Genomic DNA, 18993 nt, shown 5'->3' with positions numbered 1-18993 from the left:
GTCAACTCCGCGGCAAAAAAAGCGGCCGCTGCATCTTGAGGTCAACTTTGTGTTATTTGCGGTCAAGCAGCGCAGGCGCGGGCCGCTCATGCTCATGCCATACCCTTGTTATTGCGTGAAGCAGGAGAACGATCATGAGTGCCAAACAATCCGATACCTTAAGCAATGCCGCGGTCAGTCAGCTGGCGCAGCAGGCGCTAACCTGTTACCCGCCCGCGCTGCACGGCACACTCTCACTGCTGTGCCGCTCTGAAAATGCCACGTTTCTGCTGCAGGCCGGCGGTCAACGCTATGCGCTGCGTCTGCATCGGCCTGATTACCACAGCAAAGCCGACATTCTGAGCGAACTGGCGTGGCTGGACGCTCTGCGTGAAACCGGCATCCAGGTGCCGCAGGCGATTGCCGCTTGCGATGGCGAAACGGTGCTGTCGCTGGCGCTGCCCGACGGCACGGTGCGACATGCGGTGCTGTTTCACTGGATCGCAGGCGAGATGCCCACCACTGAGGTCGATCCCAAAGCGTTTCAGCAGCTGGGTGAGATCACCGCGCGGCTGCACCAGCATAGCCGGCACTGGCAGAAACCCGCGGGTTTCCAGCGCATCATCTGGGATCATGACACCATGGTAAGCGATCGCAGCCACTGGGGACGCTGGCAGGATGCGCCAAACCTCAACCCGGCCGATCACGGCATTGTGGCCGAAGCCGTGCAGCGCATCGGCGTTGAGATGGCGGAGTACGGCAAAAGTGCCGAACGCTACGGCCTGATCCACGCCGATCTGCGCCTAACCAACCTGCTACTCCACAAGGGCGAAACCCGGGTGATCGATTTTGATGACTGCGGCATGGGCTGGTACCTGCACGATCTGGCGGCGGCGATCAGCTTTGTCGAGCATCATCCACGCGCGGCGCAGTGGGTGGATAACTGGATTCAGGGCTACGAGCGCGTGGCGCATATCAGCGATACCGACATGGCGAAAGTGCCCACGCTGCTGATGCAGCGTCGCATCCAGATGACCGCCTGGATGGGGACCCACGCCGACACCGAGATGGCGCAGAGTTTGGGGCCGCACTGGGCCGATCACTCTGTGCGCCTGTGCCGCCGCTACCTGGAAACCCAACTGCTGCCTGTGGGAGCGTAAATTGCACCAACAGCGGGCAGCGCTGCGTATTCAGCGCGCAGCCTGTCTGGTACGCGCGGGTGCCGCCGCCGGGCAGGCTGCCTGCTGTGTGCCTGGTATGAAAATTGCTGCATATCACTCACGCTTTTTCACTGCACTGTGAGGTTGTCATGCAAGCACTAATTCCTGCTGAAGCATTCAGCGCCTTCACGGCGTCTGCCAGCCATCGCGGCGTACTGGCCGCCGCCGCGACCGGACTCAGTTCCTTTATTGCCGATAAAGGCGGTGACGTAGACCGCATCTTTGGCATCAGCGGCATTGATTCAGAGCTGCTGGCCAGCCCGACGTTGAGTTTGGGACTGGTGAACTATTGCCGCGTCATGGAGGAAGCGGCGCGCCATTCTGGTTTTGATAACTTCGGTTTGCATTACGGCAAGCAGTTCAAACCGCAGTCATTAGGCCTGATTGGCTACATTGGCCTCTGTTCTGCCACGCTCGAGCAGGCGCTGCACAATGTGGTGAATGCGTTTCCCTGGCACCAGCACGATACCTTGACGAGGCTGGTGGACAAAGGCGACTGCTGGCGGCTTGATTATCAAGTGCGCCACGGCGCGATCCTGTGTCGCCGTCAGGATGCGGAGTTGACGCTGGGCATGTTTTTGAACCTGATCCGCCACGTCGCAGGCAAAAATTGGGCGCCGCGCGAAGTGCATTTCGAGCATCCGCGTCCCGGTCAGTGGCACGAGCACTGCAAAGTGTTTGATGCACCGGTATGGTTCGATCAGCCGTTTAACTCCTTATTGATACCCAAGCGCGACCTGCTGCGTACTATGCCTGAGCACGATCCGATTCTGCTGATGGTGATGCAAGACGCGATCCGACGCCTGAACAGCAGCGCCTCCGTGCAGAGCGTGGTGGAGCAGGCGCGGGCGCAGGTCAATGTGTCACTGATTCAGGGCGAACCGGTACTGGAGACCATTGCCGAAAAAATGGGTCTGTCGAGCTGGTCGCTACAGCGGCGGCTGCGTGAAGAGGGCGTTAGCTTCACGCAGTTGGTGGATAAAGTGCGCTGCGAAATGGCAACCTATTATCTGCAGCAGAAGCAGCTGCCTATTTCAGAAATGGCGCTGCTGCTGGGGTATTCCGAAGTCAGCGCCTTTTCGCGCGCCTTCCGCCGCTGGTTCGGTATCAGCCCGCGCCAGTGGCGGCAGGAGGGGCTGGCGAGTTGAGCCGTGACGGCGAAAAGCCAAACCAGGCGGGTTGATGGCGATCCGGCGGTGGCGGCAGGGCGCGTGATTGACCAATCAACTGCCAGGCGCGTAGGCAGAGCGCCTCATCCCCTTGCGTCTGCATCACGGCATAACGCCCCGTTTCCTGCCAAACCAACTGCACCAAACACTGTTGACCGGCGTAGCGCGCCGCGTCGCGAAAATCGTGATTCAGCTGATGCTGCATGGCGCGGTTCCATCCGCAGGCTGCGCTGTCGGACGCGGTTCCCGGCTCACACAGATTCGTGAGCGAAGGGCGGGGCGCGGGCGCCGACTGCTGGCAGCCACCCAGCAGTACGCCGAGCAGCAGGATGGCTGCCAGGTAGATAGTACGTGTCATGGCATGGCCTGTTGTCTCGTAAAAGGAGCAAGTTTACTGGATGCCCTCGCTAAAGCTATGGCATTACTCTGGATTTTGCCCCTGTAGAGGGGGAGGATGCCGAAGGCCCCGGCGGGGTGCTGTGCCACAGGCCGTGGCGGGGCTTTTGCCGCAGGCAGCGGCTCGGGGCTTGTGCCACAAGCCGTGGCGGGGCTTTTGCCGCAGGCAGCGGCTCGGTGCTTGTGCCACAGGCCGTGGCGGGACTTGTGCCGTAGGCAGCGGCAGGGTGCTTTTTCGCTGGCGCGAGGCACAGTGCATCTTTCGTTCGCCATGGCACTGGCAGGTGCCTTTGCCGCGCTGCGGCGACCGAGCAGAGGGCGCCAGGCCGCGCCCTCTGCACTCCCCGGCCCTGCGCCAGCCCCACTCGCCGCTGCGCGGTGCCTTCACTCCCTCAGCCTTCCTGACGGACCGGCGTCGATTCGCTCCTGCTCAACGCCGCCTCTCGCGGCATCCATGCCGCTCGTCCTGGAAGGCCTCACGCGTTCAGCGAGTGGGGATGGCGCTTCACACCCCTCGCTGCAAGCCATGATGTTTTTTGCAGCGAACGCGTGGCGGTAAGATTTTTAAGGTGCATCCGCACCGCGCGGCGTTAAGCAAAACCCTTCTTTCATGTTTTTGTCTTTAGACGCCAGTGCGTGGCGCTAAGATTTTTAATTAACATCCCGCCCGCGCGGTGTTAACCAGAAGCCGTTTCTGTCTTGAATCTTTTGTCTTTTGTCTTTTGTCTTTTGTCTTTTTCAGCCATCCGCTGTCTGCACAGACCTGCTTGCAGCCATGCAAACAACGCGAAACGGAAAAGATAAAAAGGCCCTTACAGGCGGCGGTGTTGAGCGCCATCCGGAGCGCCGAACGGAGCGTGACGGCCAGGACGAAGCGGCAGGGATGCCGCTGAGAGGGCGGAATGAGCCAGGGATGGCGAATCCGCGCGGTCCGTGAGGCCGTTGCGGCGGAGTGAGGGAACAGCGGAGGCTGGCGCAGGGCGCGGATTGCAAAGGGCCGCGCCCTCGGCCCTTTGCCCGTACGCCGCAGCGGGGCGGATGAAACTGCCGTGCGGTTAGCGGGCGGAACCCGCTCAGAGCAATGCCGACTGAGTGGCCGGAACCCGCTCAGAGTCAGGCCAGCGCAGCGGTCAACGCGCGAGCCCGCGCAACTAAAAATCGGCATAGCGGGCCGGACCCCGCTCAAAACCGGCCCTTTGCCCGTACGCCGCAGCGGGGCGGATGAAACTGCCGTGCGGTTAGCGGGCGGAACCCGCTCAGAGCAATGCCGGCTGAGTGGTCGGAACCCGCGCAGGGTTAAGTAAACACCGGCATAGCGGGCCGGAACCCGCTCAGAGTCATACCGGCCCCCGCGGCGCCCGGCCAGCGCGCTGGCCAACTCACTTAGGTAGCTCCAACTTACTGAACCCCAATCCATTGACCTTACGCACCTTAATCTGCACGGGAATGCGCTCCTTCATGGCTTCCACATGGCTTATCACCCCAATGGTTTTACCGCTGGCGTTTAGCGCGTCAAGCGCATCCAGCGCGGCGTCCAGCGTCTCGGCGTCCAGCGTGCCGAAGCCTTCATCCAGGAACAGCGACTCGATACGGGTTTTGTGGCTCACCAGATCCGACAGGGCCAGCGCTAACGCCAGGCTCACGAGAAAACTCTCTCCACCTGACAAGGTGCGGGTATCGCGCGTGGCGTCGGCTTGCCAGGTGTCGACCACCTCCAGTTCCAGCTCATCGCTAAGGCGTCGCTGCAACAGGTAGCGACCATGCAGGCGATCCAGTTGACGATTGGCCAGCCAGACGAGGTGATCGAGCGTCAGGCCTTGGGCAAAGCGTCGGAATTTATCACCTTTGGCCGAGCCAATAAGGTCGTTTAACTGACTTAATTGCGCCAGCGTGCGCTCCTCCTCCGCGATTTGCGCCAGCAGTGACTGCTGCTGATCGCGCAGTCGCGCATCGCTTTGCAGCTGCTGCTGCGCTTCGCCCTGCCGGTGTGCCGTGTCGCGCAACGCAGTGCGCAGCGCGTCCAGCTGGGCGGGGAGCGCGGCGGCGTGTTCGTCAGTGAGCGTTGCCGGGCGCTGCTGCTGATGGATATGCAGGCGCTGGGCGACCTGCTCCTGCAGGACACTCTGCTGCTGGCGCTGCTGCTCAAGCCGCTGCAGACGCTGGCGCAGCGGCTGCGCGTCGGCGTCATCCAGCAGGGCGGCGCGCAGGGCCGCTTCGTCAGAAAAATCACTCTGCGCCAGCGCGGCTGCAAAGGCCGCTTCCGCCGCCTCACTGCGCTGACGCAGGGCGTCAAGCTGGCTCGACAGCTGCTCGTGTTGGCCCGTGAGGCTGTGCAGCTGCTGCTGCGCTTGCTGCAACAACCGCTGCTGCTCGGCCAGATGCTGCTCAGCCTGCTGCACCTGCTGTTTGTGCTGCTGGCGCGCGTCGCTGACCGCGCGCTCGCCGAACAGCGCCACACGCTGCTGCTGCATCTGAGCATAGTGCTGCTCCAGCGCATCCAGCGTCTGCTGCTGGGTGGTAAGCTGCTGCTGCTCACGCGCCAGATTTTGCTGCAGATTGTGGCGCTCGGTTTCGGCTTTGGCCCGCTGCGGCTGCAAGGCTGTGAGCAACTGCTCACTATGCTGCCAGGCTTGCCAGCGCTGATGCAGTGCCTCAAGCCACTGCGCGCGATCTGCCGGTGCCGGCAGGGAAAAATCGTGCGCGGTCAGCTGCTGTGTCAGCGCCTCTTCCAACTGCAGCATGGCCTGCTGGGCCTCGGCGACGCGCGCATCCAGCGCAGTGAGGGCGCTTTGCAGGCTGGCGAGCGCCTGTTGCGCCAGCTGCTGTTCGCTCTGCTGCTGCTGCCAGCGCTGCTGCTGCTGATGGTGCGCGTCTTTGGCGTGTTGCAGCGCGGTCGCCGCCTGTTCACGCTGGCGCAATAACCGTTGCTGCTCAGCCTCCTGCGCTTCCTGCTGTTGCAGCCAGGTGCGATATTCCTCCGCCTGTTCCGGCGTAAAGGTAAGCGCCAGCTCACCGCTCAGGCTCTGCCACCGCTCGGCATCGGACGCGAGCTGTTGATCCAGTTCCTGGACTTCCTGCGTCAGGGTGTGCTGCTGCTGCTGCGCCAGCTTGAGCTGTTCCGCTTTCGCGGTACCGGCTTCGCGCAGTTGCGTGACGCGCAGCTCCTGCGCCGCGGCGCGCTGTTGATTTTCATCCGGTTGCAGCTGCTGGTACTGCTCAACGGCGGGATGCTGGCAGGCACCGCACAGCGGGCAGGGATTGCCCGGCTGCAGCCGCGCACGTTCTGCGGCCAATTGCACGATCGTGCGCTCCAGCTCGCAAATATTACGCAGGTCGAGCAGCGTCTGATGCGCCTGTTTATACTCGGTGCGCAACGAGGCCAGCGCCTGCGTCTCTTGTTCGATGTGCAGCTGTAGCTGTGCCAGTTTTTGTTGGCGCTGCGCACGCTGCGGTTTTACGGACTGCCAGTGTGCCGCCAGCAGGCTAAGCTGTTGACGGGCAGCGCGCTGGGTTTGGTGCTGTGCCAGCGCCGCGTGCAGCGTGGCTGTGCTGCACTCAGCCTCAAGTGAAGTAAGCGCCTGCTCCGCCTGCAGACGCTTCTGGCTCGCTTCCGCTTCGGCTTGCTGCAGCGGTTGGGCCGCCTGCGCGCGCGCCGTAAAGGTCTGCTGCTGCTCAGCAAGTTGGTGACGCAGCTGCTGCTGTTGGGTCTGCAGTTGGTGCAGCGTTTGCTCGCGCTCCTCAAGGCGGTTGAGTTCGGCTTGCCAGCGGCTCAGCTCGCCGCCCCAGCCGGCCACAGCGGCTTCTCGCTCGCGGAAGGCTTGCTGCTGCTCCCACTGTGCCTGTAAGCGTTCACTCGCCTGCTGCTGCTGATGCAGTGCCTGCTGGCTCTCCACGACGCGCTGTTGCTGCTGGGCCAGAAGCGACTGCTGTTCTGTGCGTTGCTGTGCGAGCCCGCTGAGCTGCTGATCGAGCGGAATAACCTGTGTCGTGAGCAGCGTTTCCAGCTGTTCCTGTTCCGCCAGCGCCTTGTCACGCCCTTGCTGCGCCTGCTGGGACTGTTGCGCCTGGGCTTGCTGCGCCTGCTGCGCAAGCCGGTGTTGACGGTTTAATCCCTCCGCTTGCTGCGCCAGCGTCTGAGCATCGCGCAGCAACAGCGTGCGCTGCGCCAGCTTATCGCGCAGTTTCTCCGCCGGTTCGGCGCGCGCCAGACGCTGACGATCGTTCTCCGCCTGCTGCCACGCCAGTTCGGCGGCCTGCAGCGCGTGCTGCACCTGCTGCCGTTCGGTCTCAAGCGCGGCGGCCTGCGTCAGCCACTGCTGCTGCTGCTGTGCGGCGGCGAGCTGTTGATTGAGCTGGCTCTCCTGCGCAGCCAGCGCGGCCAGCTGCTGTGTTAGCGCGGCGCGTTGCGTCTCTTCTAGCAGCGTCATGCCGCCTGCGCGTGCGCGCAGGGTATCCAGATCGCCGCGCGCGGTACGCCAGCGCTCATAAATTTGCACCGAAATCTGCCCGTAAATTTCCGTGCCGGTAAGCTCTTCCAGCAGTTCGGCTCGTTCGCCGGGCTTGGCATTAAGAAACGCCGCAAATTGTCCCTGCGACAGCATCATGGATCGGGTAAAGCGGGCAAAATCGAGGCCGGACAGGGTTTCGATGGTTTTGAGCTTGTCGCCCACTTTATCGGCGACGATCAGGTTATCCGCCACGCGCGCCAGCTCCACGCGCGGTGCCTGCAGTTTTCCTTCTGCCTGACCGCGCGCACGGTTCTGGCTCCAAAAGGCGCGCCAGGCTTCGCCTTTAATCTCAAACTCCACTTCGGCCAGGCACTCGGCGGTGTCGCGCGTCATCAGCTGGTTTTCGGTTTGCGACAGCCCACCGAGGCGCGGAGTTTGGTGATAGAGCGCGAGGCAAATGGCATCCAACAGCGTGGTTTTTCCCGCGCCGGTCGCGCCGGTAATCGCGAACAGGCCGTTGCTGGCAAAGGGTTCGCGTCGGAAATCAATGAACCATTCGCCGCGTAGCGCGTTGAGGTTTTTAAAGCGTAACGTCAAAATTTTCATGCAGGATCCTCCAGCGCCGCCAGATGATGGCGAAACAGCTGGGTCAGCTGCGCAATCTGCGCGTCGTCCAGCTGCGATTCCTGCGCCAGGCGGCGAGCAAACACCTCTTCCGGCTGCAGTTCGCTGAGGGTTTCGTTGTCCATGCGCGCCAGCGTGCGCTGGCGCTGCTCGCGGCTGCGGCGCACCAGCAGCACCTCAACCGGTAGGTCGCAGGTTAAGGTTTCAATGCGGCGCTGCAGATCGCTCAAATACTCTTGCGTGGTGATTTCGATATCGAGCCAAACCGGTTGGTCAGACTGACCGTCACGAAACGGGGCCAGCTGCTGCTCAATCTCGGCCATGCTGCCTTTCAGCATCTGCATCGGTTGAAACACCGGGATGGGCAGGGCGGTGACACGCTCCAGCGTCTGGCTGAATTCCACTAAAAACACGCTCTTGTCGCGGCCGAGTTCATCAAAGCTAAGAGGAATTGGCGATCCGCTATAGCGGATATGCTCGCTGTCGGCGATGCGCTGCGCACGATGGATATGGCCCAGCGCAATATAGTCAGCGGCGGGAAACGCCTGCGCTGGGAAGGCATCGAGTGTGCCAATATAGATGTCGCGCACTGCGTCGCTTTTGGTCACGCCAACGGTGGTGAGGTGGCCGGTGGCGAGAATCGGCAGCGGCTGCGCCAGCGCCTCGCGCTGCGCCAACGCGGCCGTATAGCACTGCTGATAATGCTTTTCGATCGCCTCCAACAGCGACATCTGCTTTTCCCGGCCCGACTGTCCTGCCTGGCTGCGCAGAATATCGCGTGGACGCAGGTAAGGGATCGCGCACAAGATCGCGCCCGGCTCGCCGCTGCGCCGCTTCAGGGTGAGGATCTGCTGGTCGGCGTCTAACGTGGCGCTGGCAATCACGTGAGTATTCAGGCAGCGTAACAGCGCGCGAGATTCATTCAGGGTTGCCACGGAATCGTGATTGCCCGCCAGCACGATCAGCTGGCACGCTGTGGGCTGAAGCGCTACCACAAAGCGGTTGAACATTTCGCGGGCGTAGCTGGGCGGCGAGCCGGTATCAAACAGATCGCCGGCAATAATTAACGCGTCAACCTCGTGCTGGACAATTTGCGTCAGCAGCCAGTCGAGAAAGGCCTGGTGCTCTGGCGCGCGACTTTTACTGTAAAAGAACTGGCCAAGATGCCAGTCCGCGGTATGAATGATGCGCATAGTCGCTCCGTGCCTGAAAATCGCAGCCCGGATTATAACCGCTTAAGATAGCGAAAGAAAAAAAGCGCATGACCTTGTCACATTTCTGTTTTATCTCGCTTTCTCCGGGGGGTGGTTTTTCATAAAAGTGTCATAAAAGTGACGCATAATGACGCCGCAAATCCGAGTGACAACGCTGTCACATAAGCAGGAGTAACAATGGCTAAGCGCATTTTGGTTGTGGAAGACGAAGCTCCCATCCGTGAAATGTTATGTTTCGTGCTGGAGCAAAATGACTACCAGCCGATCGAGGCAGAGGATTATGACAGCGCCATCAACAAGCTGATCGAACCTTGGCCTGATTTGATTCTGCTGGACTGGATGTTACCGGGCGGCAGCGGCATCCAATTCATCAAGCATCTCAAGCGCGAGGCCATGACGCGGGATATCCCGGTGATGATGCTGACGGCGCGCGGCGAAGAGGAAGATCGCGTGCGCGGTCTGGAAGTGGGCGCGGATGATTACATCACCAAACCGTTTTCGCCCAAGGAGCTGATGGCGCGCATCAAAGCGGTCATGCGCCGTATTTCGCCGATGGCGGTGGAAGAGGTGATTGAAATGCAGGGGTTGAGCCTTGATCCCTCATCGCACCGCGTGATGTCAGAAAGCACGCCGCTGGAAATGGGCCCAACCGAATATAAACTGCTGCATTTCTTTATGACGCACCCGGAGCGCGTTTACAGCCGTGAACAGCTGCTGAACCACGTCTGGGGCACCAATGTCTACGTGGAAGATCGCACCGTTGACGTGCATATCCGTCGTTTGCGCAAGGCGCTGGAAGTGTCCGGGCACGATCGTATGGTACAAACCGTTCGCGGAACAGGTTATCGTTTCTCTGCCCGCTACTAAACGGAGTTTTTACCGTGCTGGAACGACTCTCCTGGAAGAGATTGTTGACCGAGCTGGCGCTGGTCTGTTTGCCCGCGCTGGTGCTGGGTCTGTTGTTCGGTTATCTCCCCTGGATGCTGCTTATCGCGGTGTCCGGCACGTTGTTTTGGCATTTCAGAAACCTGATGCGCCTGTCGCACTGGCTGTGGGTGGATCGCTCAATGACGCCGCCCACCGGGCGCGGCAGCTGGGAGCCGCTGTTTTATGGTCTGTACCAAATGCAGCTGCGCAATCGCCGCCGTCGCCGCGAACTGGGTCATCTGATCAAGCGCTTTCGCAGCGGCGCGGAGTCCTTGCCGGATGCGGTGGTGCTCACCACCGAAGAGGGCACGATTTTCTGGTGCAATGGCCTGGCACAGCAGCACCTTGGCCTGCGCTGGCCGGAAGATAACGGGCAAAATATCCTCAACCTGCTGCGCTATCCTGAATTTTCCCGCTACATTCGCCAGCGTCTTTTTGACAAGCCGCTGACGCTGGTGCTGAACAATCAGCATCACATGGAGTTCCGCGTCATGCCCTACAGCGAAGGCCAGTGGCTGATGGTGGCGCGTGATGTGACGCAGATGCATCAGCTCGAAGGCGCACGCCGCAATTTTTTCGCCAACGTCAGCCACGAGCTGCGCACGCCGCTCACGGTGTTGCAAGGCTATTTGGAAATGATGACCGACGCGGAGATGCAGGCGCGCACCCGCGACAAGGCCCTGCAAACCATGCAGGAGCAGACGCGCCGCATGGACAGCCTGGTGAAACAGCTGCTGACGCTGTCACGCATTGAGGCGGCGCCCGCGCTGAACCTCACCGAGGTGGTGGATGTGCCAACCATGCTGCTGCTGCTGCAGCGCGAAGCTGAAACCCTCAGTCAGGGACGCCACAGTATTCATTTCCATACCGATCCGCATCTCAGCGTGTACGGCAACGATGAACAGCTGCGCAGTGCCCTGTCGAACCTGGTGTATAACGCGGTGAACCACACGCCAGAAGGCACGCGGTTGGATATCAGCTGGCTACGCACCAAAGCGGGCGCGCAGTTCAAGGTGTGTGACAATGGACCGGGCATCAGCGAAGAGCATCTGCCGCGCCTCACCGAGCGTTTCTATCGCGTGGATAAAGCGCGCTCCCGCGCCACCGGCGGCAGTGGATTGGGATTGGCTATCGTCAAACACGCTTTGAGCCACCACGGTGCGCGGCTGGAGATCACCAGCATCCCCCATCAGGAGACCTGTTTTAGCTTTGTGCTGCCGTCGCGGTTGATTGTCGCAAAGGGGATCCGCGAGAATGTGGCGCACTAAACGCCACGGGACCCGTCCATGAAATCGCTGCTGTTGTTGACACTAATGCTATGTTCTGCGCTCGCGCAGGGCCAACAACCGCTGCTGGCGGGGAATCTCAGCAGCGTGGGATCCGATACGCTGGGCTATTTGATGACGCTGTGGGGTGAGGATTTCAGCCAACAATCGCCGGGCGTAAATGTGCAGGTTCAGGCGGCGGGCTCCTCAACGGCGCCTACCGCGCTGGCGGCCGGCGCCGCGCAGCTCGGTGCCATGAGTCGACCGATGCAGAGTGATGAACGCCAGCTTTTTATCGCACGCTATGGCTATCCACCGCTGGCAGTGCCGGTCGCAATGGATGCGCTGGTGGTGGTGGTGAATCAGGATAACCCGCTTTCTCAAATCAGCCAGCCGCAGCTTGATGCGCTGTTTTCCATCACTCGCCTGTGCGGCGCCCATCGCGTGCCGCAAACCTGGGGCGATTTGGGTGTCAGCCAGCGTCCGTGGGCCACGCGCAGCATCCAGCGCTTTGGCCGCAATTCCGCCTCAGGCACGTGGGGGTTCTTTAAGCAGCAGGCGCTGTGCAAAGGCGATTTCCGCGCCGACGTCGCCGAGTTTCCTGGCTCCGCCGCCGTGGTGCAGGCGGTGGCGGCAACCCCGCAAAGTATTGGTTATGCCAGCTTTGGTTTTCATCTTAGCGGCGTAAAGGTACTGCCGATTGCCACCGCGCAGGGCGACAGCGTCATGCCTGATGAAGCCTCGATTCGCAGCGGGCGTTACCCGTGGGCGCGTCCGCTCTATATTTACGTCAATAAACCGCCGGGCAAAGCGCTGCCGCCGCGGGTAGCGGCTTTTCTTGAACAGGCGCTCTCACCGCAGGGACAGCGCCGCGTGGCGGAAGCAGGTTACGTCCCGCTGTCGGATCGGCAGATGGCGCAGGCGCGCGCAGCGCTCACCGGCAACCCGGTGGTCAACATACCGTGAAAATTCTTCACTATCGCTGAACGTTTTTCACTTGCACCGCATCCACCTGCATGACACTCTTGCTGGACATATAGACGTCCAGATGGCTTAAATAACGCGGTGAAATGATTTCCCGCCGCAACCAAGCCTGCAGCAGGAGTGATTGAGCATGCAACGCAATACAGCCCCTTTCCGTGCCGATACCGTCGGCAGTTTCTTGCGCCCCGCGCCGCTCAAGCTGGCGCGTGAGCAGTATGCCTCAGGAGAGATTACGGCGGACCAGCTGCGTCAGGTGGAAGATGACGCCATCCGTCACGTGGTGGAACAGCAGCGTACCAACGGCCTGCAGGTGGTCACTGACGGCGAATTTCGCCGCGCCTGGTGGCACTTCGACTTTTTTGGCGATCTGCAGGGCGTCGAGCTGTTTGAGGCGGAGCAGGGCATTCAGTTCAACGGCGTACAAACGAAAGCGCACGGCGTAAAAGTCACCGGAAAAGTGGCGTTTAACCCGCAGCACCCGATGCTGGACCATTTCCGCTTTCTGCAAAGCGTTGCCGGTGACGCAGTGGCAAAAATGACCATTCCCAGCCCAAGTGTGCTGCACTTCCGAGGGGGACGTCAGGTGATAGACGCAACGGTCTATCCCGATTTGGACGTTTACTTCGCCGATCTGGCGCAGACCTATAAAGATGCCATCCAGGCCTTTTACGCGATTGGCTGCCGTTACCTGCAGCTGGACGACACGGTGTGGGCCTACTTGTGTTCAACCGAGCAGCAACAGCAGATCCGTGCGCGCGGCGACGACCCGCAGGCGCTGGCGCGCATCTATGCCAAGGTCCTTAACGCCGCGCTAGCGGATAAACCCGCCGACCTCACCGTGGGTCTGCACGTGTGTCGCGGTAATTTCCGCTCTACCTGGATTTCTGAAGGCGGCTATGAGCCGGTGGCCGAGATCCTGTTTGGCAGCGTCAACGTGGATGCGTTCTTCCTTGAATATGACAACGAACGCGCCGGGGGCTTTGAGCCGCTGCGCTTTATCAAACCCGGCCACCAGCAGGCGGTATTGGGACTGATCACCACCAAAACGGGCGAGCTGGAGGCGGTTGAACAAGTCAAGGCGCGTTTGCAAGAGGCGGCGCAGTACATCGATCTCAGCCAGATCTGCCTCAGTCCGCAGTGCGGCTTCGCTTCAACAGAAGAGGGCAATAGCCTGAGCGAGGCGCAGCAGTGGCAGAAGATTCGTCTGGTGGTCGAGGTGGCGCAACAGGTGTGGTAAGGCTGTAAATCTGTGCGCACAGGCGTGTAAAACGCGCCCTTTGTGCGCCCGGCAAGTGTAATTTGCAAAGAATAATGTTGGCGCGCGGAAACTTTAAGCAAATCATCTGAGGCATTTCCGCGCTAATTCCGCCTATATCACTCTCCTCACCGACTTTGTTGGCATAACCTTCTGGTTTTTCGATCCCGTATTGCCTTTCTTCGCTATAAACGTTTTAATTTGCGCCGTTGTCGATTTATCCCTCTGCGAACAGAAGAAAAGCCGTTTAAATCACCTGCGCTGTACCGATTTGGCCCGCACAACACGCTGATCTCATCAGACAAGCCGCTGTATTCGCGCATGCAGAGGACAACACAAACTCAACTTCCACCGCACCATCAGCTACAGGCAGTACAGACGTTTATGACACATCGTTTAACCTCCAAGGATATCCTGGCGCTGGGCTTTATGACGTTTGCCCTGTTTGTCGGCGCTGGCAACATCATTTTTCCTCCCATGGTCGGCATACAGTCAGGCGAACACGTCTGGGTAGCCGCACTGGGCTTTCTGATCACCGCGGTCGGCCTGCCGGTCATGACCGTTATCGCGCTGGCGCGCGTGGGCGGCGGCATTGACGCGCTGAGTTCGCCGATTGGCAAGGCGGCCGGATTACTGCTGGCCACCGTGTGTTATCTCGCGGTAGGGCCGCTGTTCGCGACGCCGCGCACCGCTACCGTTTCGTTCGAAGTGGGCATTGCCCCGCTGACCGGCGATGGCGCGCTGCCGCTGTTTGTCTACAGTCTGATCTACTTCGCGCTGGTTATCGGTATTTCGCTTTATCCCGGCAAACTGCTGGACACGGTTGGACACGTTCTGGCCCCGCTGAAAATCGTGGCGCTGACCATTCTGGGCGTCGCGGCGCTGCTGTGGCCTGCTGGCGGGATTTCACCGGCCGCGGCGGATTATCAGCGTGCCGCTTTCTCCAGCGGTTTTGTGAATGGCTATCTCACCATGGACACCTTGGGTGCGCTGGTATTTGGTATTGTTATCGTGAATGCGGCGCGTTCGCGCGGCGTTGAAGATGCCAAACTGCTGACGCGTTACACCATGCTGGCGGGCATTATCGCCGGCGTCGGTCTGACGCTGGTGTATCTCAGCTTGTTTAAGCTGGGATCGGGCAGCGGCGCAATCGTGGATCAAAATGCCAACGGCGCCGCCATTTTGCATGCCTACGTGCAGCACTCTTTTGGCGGTATGGGCAGCACCTTCCTTGCCGCACTGATCTTTGTTGCCTGCATGGTAACGGCAGTGGGCTTAACCTGCGCCTGTGCGGAATTTTTTGCGCAATACCTGCCATTGTCGTATAAAGCGCTGGTCTTTGTTTTAGGTCTGTTCTCAATGGTGGTCTCTAACCTCGGTCTGAGCCATCTGATCCAGATTTCTATTCCGGTGCTGACGGCGATTTATCCGCCGTGTATCGTGCTGGTGGTATTGAGCTTTACGCTGAAATGGTGGCATAAAAGCACGCGCATCATTGCGCCGACCATGTTGGTAAGCCTGCTGTTCGGTATCATTGATGCAGTGAAAACCACCAGCTTTAAAGCGGTGCTGCCGCTGTTTAGTCAGCACTTACCGCTGGCCGATCAGGGACTGTCGTGGTTGCCGCCTTCGCTGGCGATGCTGGTCGTTGCGGCGCTGGTTGATCGCGCTAAAGGGCGTGAACGCGTCGCCGTTCATCAGTAAGCGACACGGCTGTTACTTTTAACCACGGGCTTGCCCGTGGTTTTTTCATTGACCAGGTTATAGGTGTTATGCAAGAAACCAACAAGCTCAAACGTGGATTGAGCACGCGCCACATCCGTTTTATGGCGTTGGGATCCGCCATCGGGACCGGCCTGTTTTATGGCTCTGCCGACGCGATAAAAATGGCCGGGCCGAGCGTGCTGCTGGCCTATATCATCGGCGGTGCAGTGGCCTACATTATTATGCGCGCACTGGGCGAGATGTCGGTGAACAACCCCCAGGCCAGTTCGTTCTCGCGCTATGCCCAGGACTACCTCGGCCCGCTGGCAGGCTACATCACAGGCTGGACCTACTGCTTTGAAATTTTGATTGTGGCGATTGCCGATGTCACCGCCTTTGGCATCTATATGAGCGTCTGGTTCCCGGACGTGCCGCACTGGATTTGGGTGCTGTCGGTGGTGCTGATTATCGGCGCGATCAACCTGATGAGCGTGAAGGTGTTTGGGGAAGTGGAATTTTGGTTCTCCTTCTTTAAAGTGGCCACCATTATCACCATGATCCTGGCCGGATTTGGCATGATTTTTTGGGGTATTGGCAACGGGGGGCAGCCCACCGGCATTCATAACCTGTGGACGCAGGGCGGCTTCTTTGCGCACGGGATTGTGGGCATGCTGCTGTCGTTACAGATGGTGATGTTTGCTTACGGCGGGATTGAGATCATCGGCATCACTGCCGGCGAAGCGGAGGAGCCCGCCAAATCGATTCCGCGCGCCATTAATTCCGTGCCGCTGCGTATTCTGGTGTTTTACGTTGGTACGCTGTTTGTGATTATGTCGATCTATCCGTGGAATCAGGTCGGCACTGCCGGTAGCCCATTTGTGCTGACCTTCCAGCATCTGGGGATTGCCGCCGCCGCTTCAATTCTGAATTTTGTCGTGCTAACGGCCTCACTTTCAGCGATCAATAGCGATGTGTTTGGCGTGGGACGCATGCTGCACGGTATGGCGCAGCAGGGCCACGCGCCGAAGGTGTTCCAGAAGGTATCTGCGCGCGGTATTCCGTGGGTCACGGTAGTGGTCATGATGGTGGCCATGCTTATCGCGGTTTACCTCAACTACCTGATGCCGGAAAAAGTGTTCCTTGTCATCGCGTCGCTTGCCACCTTCGCGACCGTGTGGGTGTGGATTATGATTCTGCTGTCGCAAATTGCCTTCCGCCGCAAGATTGGCAAAGCTGAGTCGGGCAAGCTGCAGTTTGCTCTGCCGGGTGGCAGCGCCACGGCGTGGGTTGGCGTCGCGTTTCTGGCGTTTATTATCGGACTGATCGGTTATTTCCCTGACACCCGCGTGTCGCTGTACGTCGGATTTGCGTGGATCGCGGTGCTGCTGCTGGCATGGCCGTGGGTTAAGCGCAAGGTGTGAGAGTGAGCGGGTTCCGGCCCGCTCAAGCCGGTTTTTAGTTGCGCGGGCTCGCGCGTTGACCGCTGCGCTGGCCTGATTCTGCGCGGGTTCCGACCGCTCAGCCGGTTTTTACCGAACCCTGAGCGGGTTCCGCCCGCTAACCCTGCGGGAGTTCCAGCCACCCCGCTGCGGCGTACGGGCAAAGGGCCGATGGGCGCGGCCCTTTGCAATCCGCGCCCTGCGCCAGCCTCCGCTGTTCCCTCACTCCGCCGCGCCAGCCTCACGGACCGCGCGGATTCGCCATCCCTGGCTCATTCCGCGCTCTCAGCGGCATCCATGCCGCTTCGTCCTGGCCGTCACGCTCCGTTCGGCGCTCCGGATGGCGCAACAAACCTCGCCTTTAAGAGCCTTTTTCTTTTTTTGTGTCTGGTGTTGTCTGTATGGCTGTAAGCAGGTCTGCACAGACAGTGGCTGGCTGAAAAAGACAGAAGACAGTAGACACAAGCTAGATACGGCTTCTGATTAATACCGCGCGGACGGGATGGTACTTAAAAATCGTTCAGCCACGTGCTGGCGTCTAAAGACAAGAAACGCGAAAAAAGGATTTTGTTTAACGCCGCGCAGTGTGAATGCACCTTAAAAATCTTACCGCCACGCACTGGCACCTGAAGACAAAAAGCATGAAAGAGGTTTGCTTAACGCCGCGCAGTCTGAAGGCGCCTTAAAAATCTTACCGCCACGCACTGGCACCTGAAGACAAAAAACATGAAAGAGGTTTGCTTAACACCGCGCGGTGCGGATGCACCTTAAAAATCTTACCGCCGCGCGGTCGCTACAAAAAATAAAAGACCTACAGCGGGGGTTGTGAAGCGCCATCCCCACTCGCTGAACGAGTGAAGGCTTCCAGGGCGAGCGGCATGGATGCCGCGAGAGGCGGCGTTGAGCAGGAGCGAATCGACGCCGGTCCGTCAGGAAGGCTGAGGGAGTGAAGGCACCGCGCAGCGGCGAGCGGGGCTGGCGCAGGGCCGGGGAGTGCAGAGGGCGCGGCCTGGCGCCCTCTGCTCGGTCGCCGCAGCGCGGCAAAGGCACCTGCCACAGCCTGTGGCGAACGAAAGCAGCACCGTGCACCGCGCCAGCGAGAAAGCAACTGCCGCTGCCTGCGGCTGAAGCCCCGCCACGGCCGGTGGCACTGCGGCGAACCTACCCGCTGCCAGCGGCCATCAAAACGGTATCCCGAAAAAATAATCGGCGCATCCTGTCGCCGAAAAAAAGCAAAGAAACAAAAATATACCACTAAGGGGATGATTGACCGGGAAAGCATACCGCAGTTTTGCGCCGGGCCAAGGCTCTGCGCAAAAAAGAGAAAAACCTCAGATGCACGTGTAAAAACGGTGATGGACGCTTATGCATGACCTGAAAGGCCCGCCGAGCAATCAGTGGGCCTTTCGCATGCGGCAGCGCTAGAGCGAGGGGTGATCGGGAAGAAGGGCCTTAAGCTGCGGATAAAGCACAGCGTTTGCGAGCAGCACCGGATTGCCGTTCTGTAGACCTGCGTGAATCAGGTAGTCGTTGGTGCATCCCCCCGCTTCGCGCATCAGCACAATGCCGGGTAAGCCGTCCCACGGATGCATATGCGCTTCGTAATAGCCAATCAGGCGACCGGCGGCCGCCCAGGCGCTCATCAGCGCCCCGGAGCCGTTACGGATAAACATGCCGCCCTGTGCCAGCAGGCCGCTGATTAACGTGATAAACGCCTCGGCGGGCTGGCTATTGGAGCTGCTAACGCCCAGTACGCCCTGATTCAGCGCCTGCGCGCTATGGGCCTGGATACGGGTATCATTGACCCAGGCACCTTTACCGCGACAGGCGTGAAAAGTTTCATGGTGATTTGGGTCGCATACCACGCCAATGACCGGTTCATCCTCACACACAATCGCCAGCGCCACGCACCAGTTATGCAGGCCATTGACGAAGCTGCTGGTGCCGTCAATGGGATCGATAACCCAGATAAAGCGCGCCCCGGCAATCTCGCCCCCGCTCTCTTCACCGCGCACTGCATCTTCAGGAAAACGCTCATGAATAAGATGCTTCACCAGCGCTTCCACGTTGCGATCGGCTTCGCTGACCACGTCCTGCAGATGCTTTTTATGCTCAACCACCAATTGATGACGCTGCTGATACCAGGACAGCGCGCGGCTGGCTGCGGTTTTGGCGACGTCGCACGCAAAATGATAACGCGCATCAAGTTCAGTAAGCGTGGCAGATGACATCTTTACCTCTAATGATTGTCAGCTAAAGGGCAGAGGAAAAACGCCGTGAAATGCGGCGTTACGCGATGAGAGCGGTTACAAAAGTTAAGCCAGGCTTATTAAGCCGGAAATAGGCTGGGCTGACAAGCCGTGGCGCTG

Annotated in this window: 12 protein-coding genes; 8 read left to right on the top strand and 4 right to left on the bottom strand. The window is 60.0% G+C overall.

Translation table 11 applies throughout. From position 1 onward, the window contains the following. Nucleotides 1-134 precede the first annotated feature (134 nt). A complete protein-coding gene (locus LU196_RS02715) occupies nt 135-1139 on the top strand; it encodes a phosphotransferase enzyme family protein (RefSeq protein ID WP_232758186.1) in 1005 nt (334 codons plus the stop codon). Nucleotides 1140-1288: 149 nt separating this feature from the next. Next, complete coding sequence (locus LU196_RS02710; protein WP_232758185.1) at nt 1289-2347, top strand: AraC family transcriptional regulator; 1059 nt, start codon at nt 1289-1291, stop codon at nt 2345-2347. Here the strand turns inward: LU196_RS02710 and LU196_RS02705 are convergent. The 3 genes from LU196_RS02705 to sbcD form a co-directional block, all read right to left on the bottom strand. Continuing rightward, entirely contained in the window at nt 2307-2726 is a 420-nt protein-coding gene (locus LU196_RS02705) for a cell envelope integrity TolA C-terminal domain-containing protein (RefSeq protein WP_232758184.1), read from the bottom strand. The genes LU196_RS02710 and LU196_RS02705 overlap by 41 nt on opposite strands. Before the next feature lie 1417 nt (nt 2727-4143). Beyond that, nucleotides 4144-7818: an AAA family ATPase gene (locus tag LU196_RS02700; RefSeq protein WP_232758183.1), complete on the bottom strand. Its 3675-nt coding sequence runs from the start codon at nt 7816-7818 to the stop codon at nt 4144-4146. Continuing rightward, a complete protein-coding gene (gene sbcD, locus LU196_RS02695) occupies nt 7815-9029 on the bottom strand; it encodes an exonuclease subunit SbcD (protein WP_232758182.1) in 1215 nt (404 codons plus the stop codon). Before sbcD ends, LU196_RS02700 begins: the two co-directional genes overlap by 4 nt. Nucleotides 9030-9227: 198 nt before the next feature. On the opposite strand from sbcD, the gene phoB reads away from it, so the two are divergent. The 6 genes from phoB (at nt 9228) to proY (ending at nt 16606) form a co-directional block, all read left to right on the top strand. Further along, nucleotides 9228-9917: a phosphate response regulator transcription factor PhoB gene (gene phoB, locus LU196_RS02690; RefSeq protein ID WP_232758181.1), complete on the top strand. Its 690-nt coding sequence runs from the start codon at nt 9228-9230 to the stop codon at nt 9915-9917. A gap of 14 nt (nt 9918-9931) precedes the next feature. Then, entirely contained in the window at nt 9932-11245 is a 1314-nt protein-coding gene (gene phoR, locus LU196_RS02685; protein WP_232758180.1) for a phosphate regulon sensor histidine kinase PhoR, read from the top strand. 18 nt (nt 11246-11263) lie between these two features. Then, on the top strand, nt 11264-12208 hold the full coding sequence (locus LU196_RS02680) for a PstS family phosphate ABC transporter substrate-binding protein (protein WP_232758179.1): 945 nt from the start codon (nt 11264-11266) through the stop codon (nt 12206-12208). 148 nt (nt 12209-12356) lie between these two features. Further along, nucleotides 12357-13463: a cobalamin-independent methionine synthase II family protein gene (locus LU196_RS02675; protein ID WP_232758178.1), complete on the top strand. Its 1107-nt coding sequence runs from the start codon at nt 12357-12359 to the stop codon at nt 13461-13463. A gap of 402 nt (nt 13464-13865) precedes the next feature. Next, nucleotides 13866-15185 (top strand): branched-chain amino acid transport system II carrier protein, encoded by a 1320-nt coding sequence (gene brnQ / locus LU196_RS02670; RefSeq protein WP_232758177.1) that lies wholly within the window; start codon nt 13866-13868, stop codon nt 15183-15185. Between the two features lie 68 nt (nt 15186-15253). Then, nucleotides 15254-16606 carry a proline-specific permease ProY gene (proY, locus tag LU196_RS02665; protein ID WP_232758176.1) on the top strand — a complete coding sequence of 451 codons (1353 nt, stop codon included), beginning with the start codon at nt 15254-15256 and terminating at the stop codon, nt 16604-16606. Nucleotides 16607-18045: 1439 nt separating this feature from the next. Here proY and LU196_RS02660 read toward each other — a convergent pair. Then, entirely contained in the window at nt 18046-18855 is an 810-nt protein-coding gene (locus tag LU196_RS02660; protein WP_232758175.1) for an inositol monophosphatase, read from the bottom strand. Nucleotides 18856-18993 lie beyond the last annotated feature (138 nt).

The organism is Pantoea sp. Mb-10 (assembly GCF_021272205.1).
Taxonomy (GTDB): Bacteria; Pseudomonadota; Gammaproteobacteria; order Enterobacterales; family Enterobacteriaceae; genus Pantoea.
Note: the sequence above shows the minus strand (reverse complement) of the source record. Positions and strands in the feature narration are given on the sequence as shown.

Excerpts from the sequence above, each read along its gene's own strand:
- LU196_RS02675 (WP_232758178.1), top strand. The coding sequence starts at position 12,357 with ATGCAACGCAATACAGCCCCTTTCCGTGCCGATACCGTCGGCAGTTTC.
- LU196_RS02710 (WP_232758185.1), top strand. The coding sequence starts at position 1,289 with ATGCAAGCACTAATTCCTGCTGAAGCATTCAGCGCCTTCACGGCGTCT.
- LU196_RS02705 (WP_232758184.1), bottom strand. The coding sequence starts at position 2,726 with ATGACACGTACTATCTACCTGGCAGCCATCCTGCTGCTCGGCGTACTG.
- phoB (WP_232758181.1), top strand. The coding sequence starts at position 9,228 with ATGGCTAAGCGCATTTTGGTTGTGGAAGACGAAGCTCCCATCCGTGAA.
- LU196_RS02680 (WP_232758179.1), top strand. The coding sequence starts at position 11,264 with ATGAAATCGCTGCTGTTGTTGACACTAATGCTATGTTCTGCGCTCGCG.
- proY (WP_232758176.1), top strand. The coding sequence starts at position 15,254 with ATGCAAGAAACCAACAAGCTCAAACGTGGATTGAGCACGCGCCACATC.
- LU196_RS02715 (WP_232758186.1), top strand. The coding sequence starts at position 135 with ATGAGTGCCAAACAATCCGATACCTTAAGCAATGCCGCGGTCAGTCAG.
- LU196_RS02660 (WP_232758175.1), bottom strand. The coding sequence starts at position 18,855 with ATGTCATCTGCCACGCTTACTGAACTTGATGCGCGTTATCATTTTGCG.
- sbcD (WP_232758182.1), bottom strand. The coding sequence starts at position 9,029 with ATGCGCATCATTCATACCGCGGACTGGCATCTTGGCCAGTTCTTTTAC.
- brnQ (WP_232758177.1), top strand. The coding sequence starts at position 13,866 with ATGACACATCGTTTAACCTCCAAGGATATCCTGGCGCTGGGCTTTATG.
- LU196_RS02700 (WP_232758183.1), bottom strand. The coding sequence starts at position 7,818 with ATGAAAATTTTGACGTTACGCTTTAAAAACCTCAACGCGCTACGCGGC.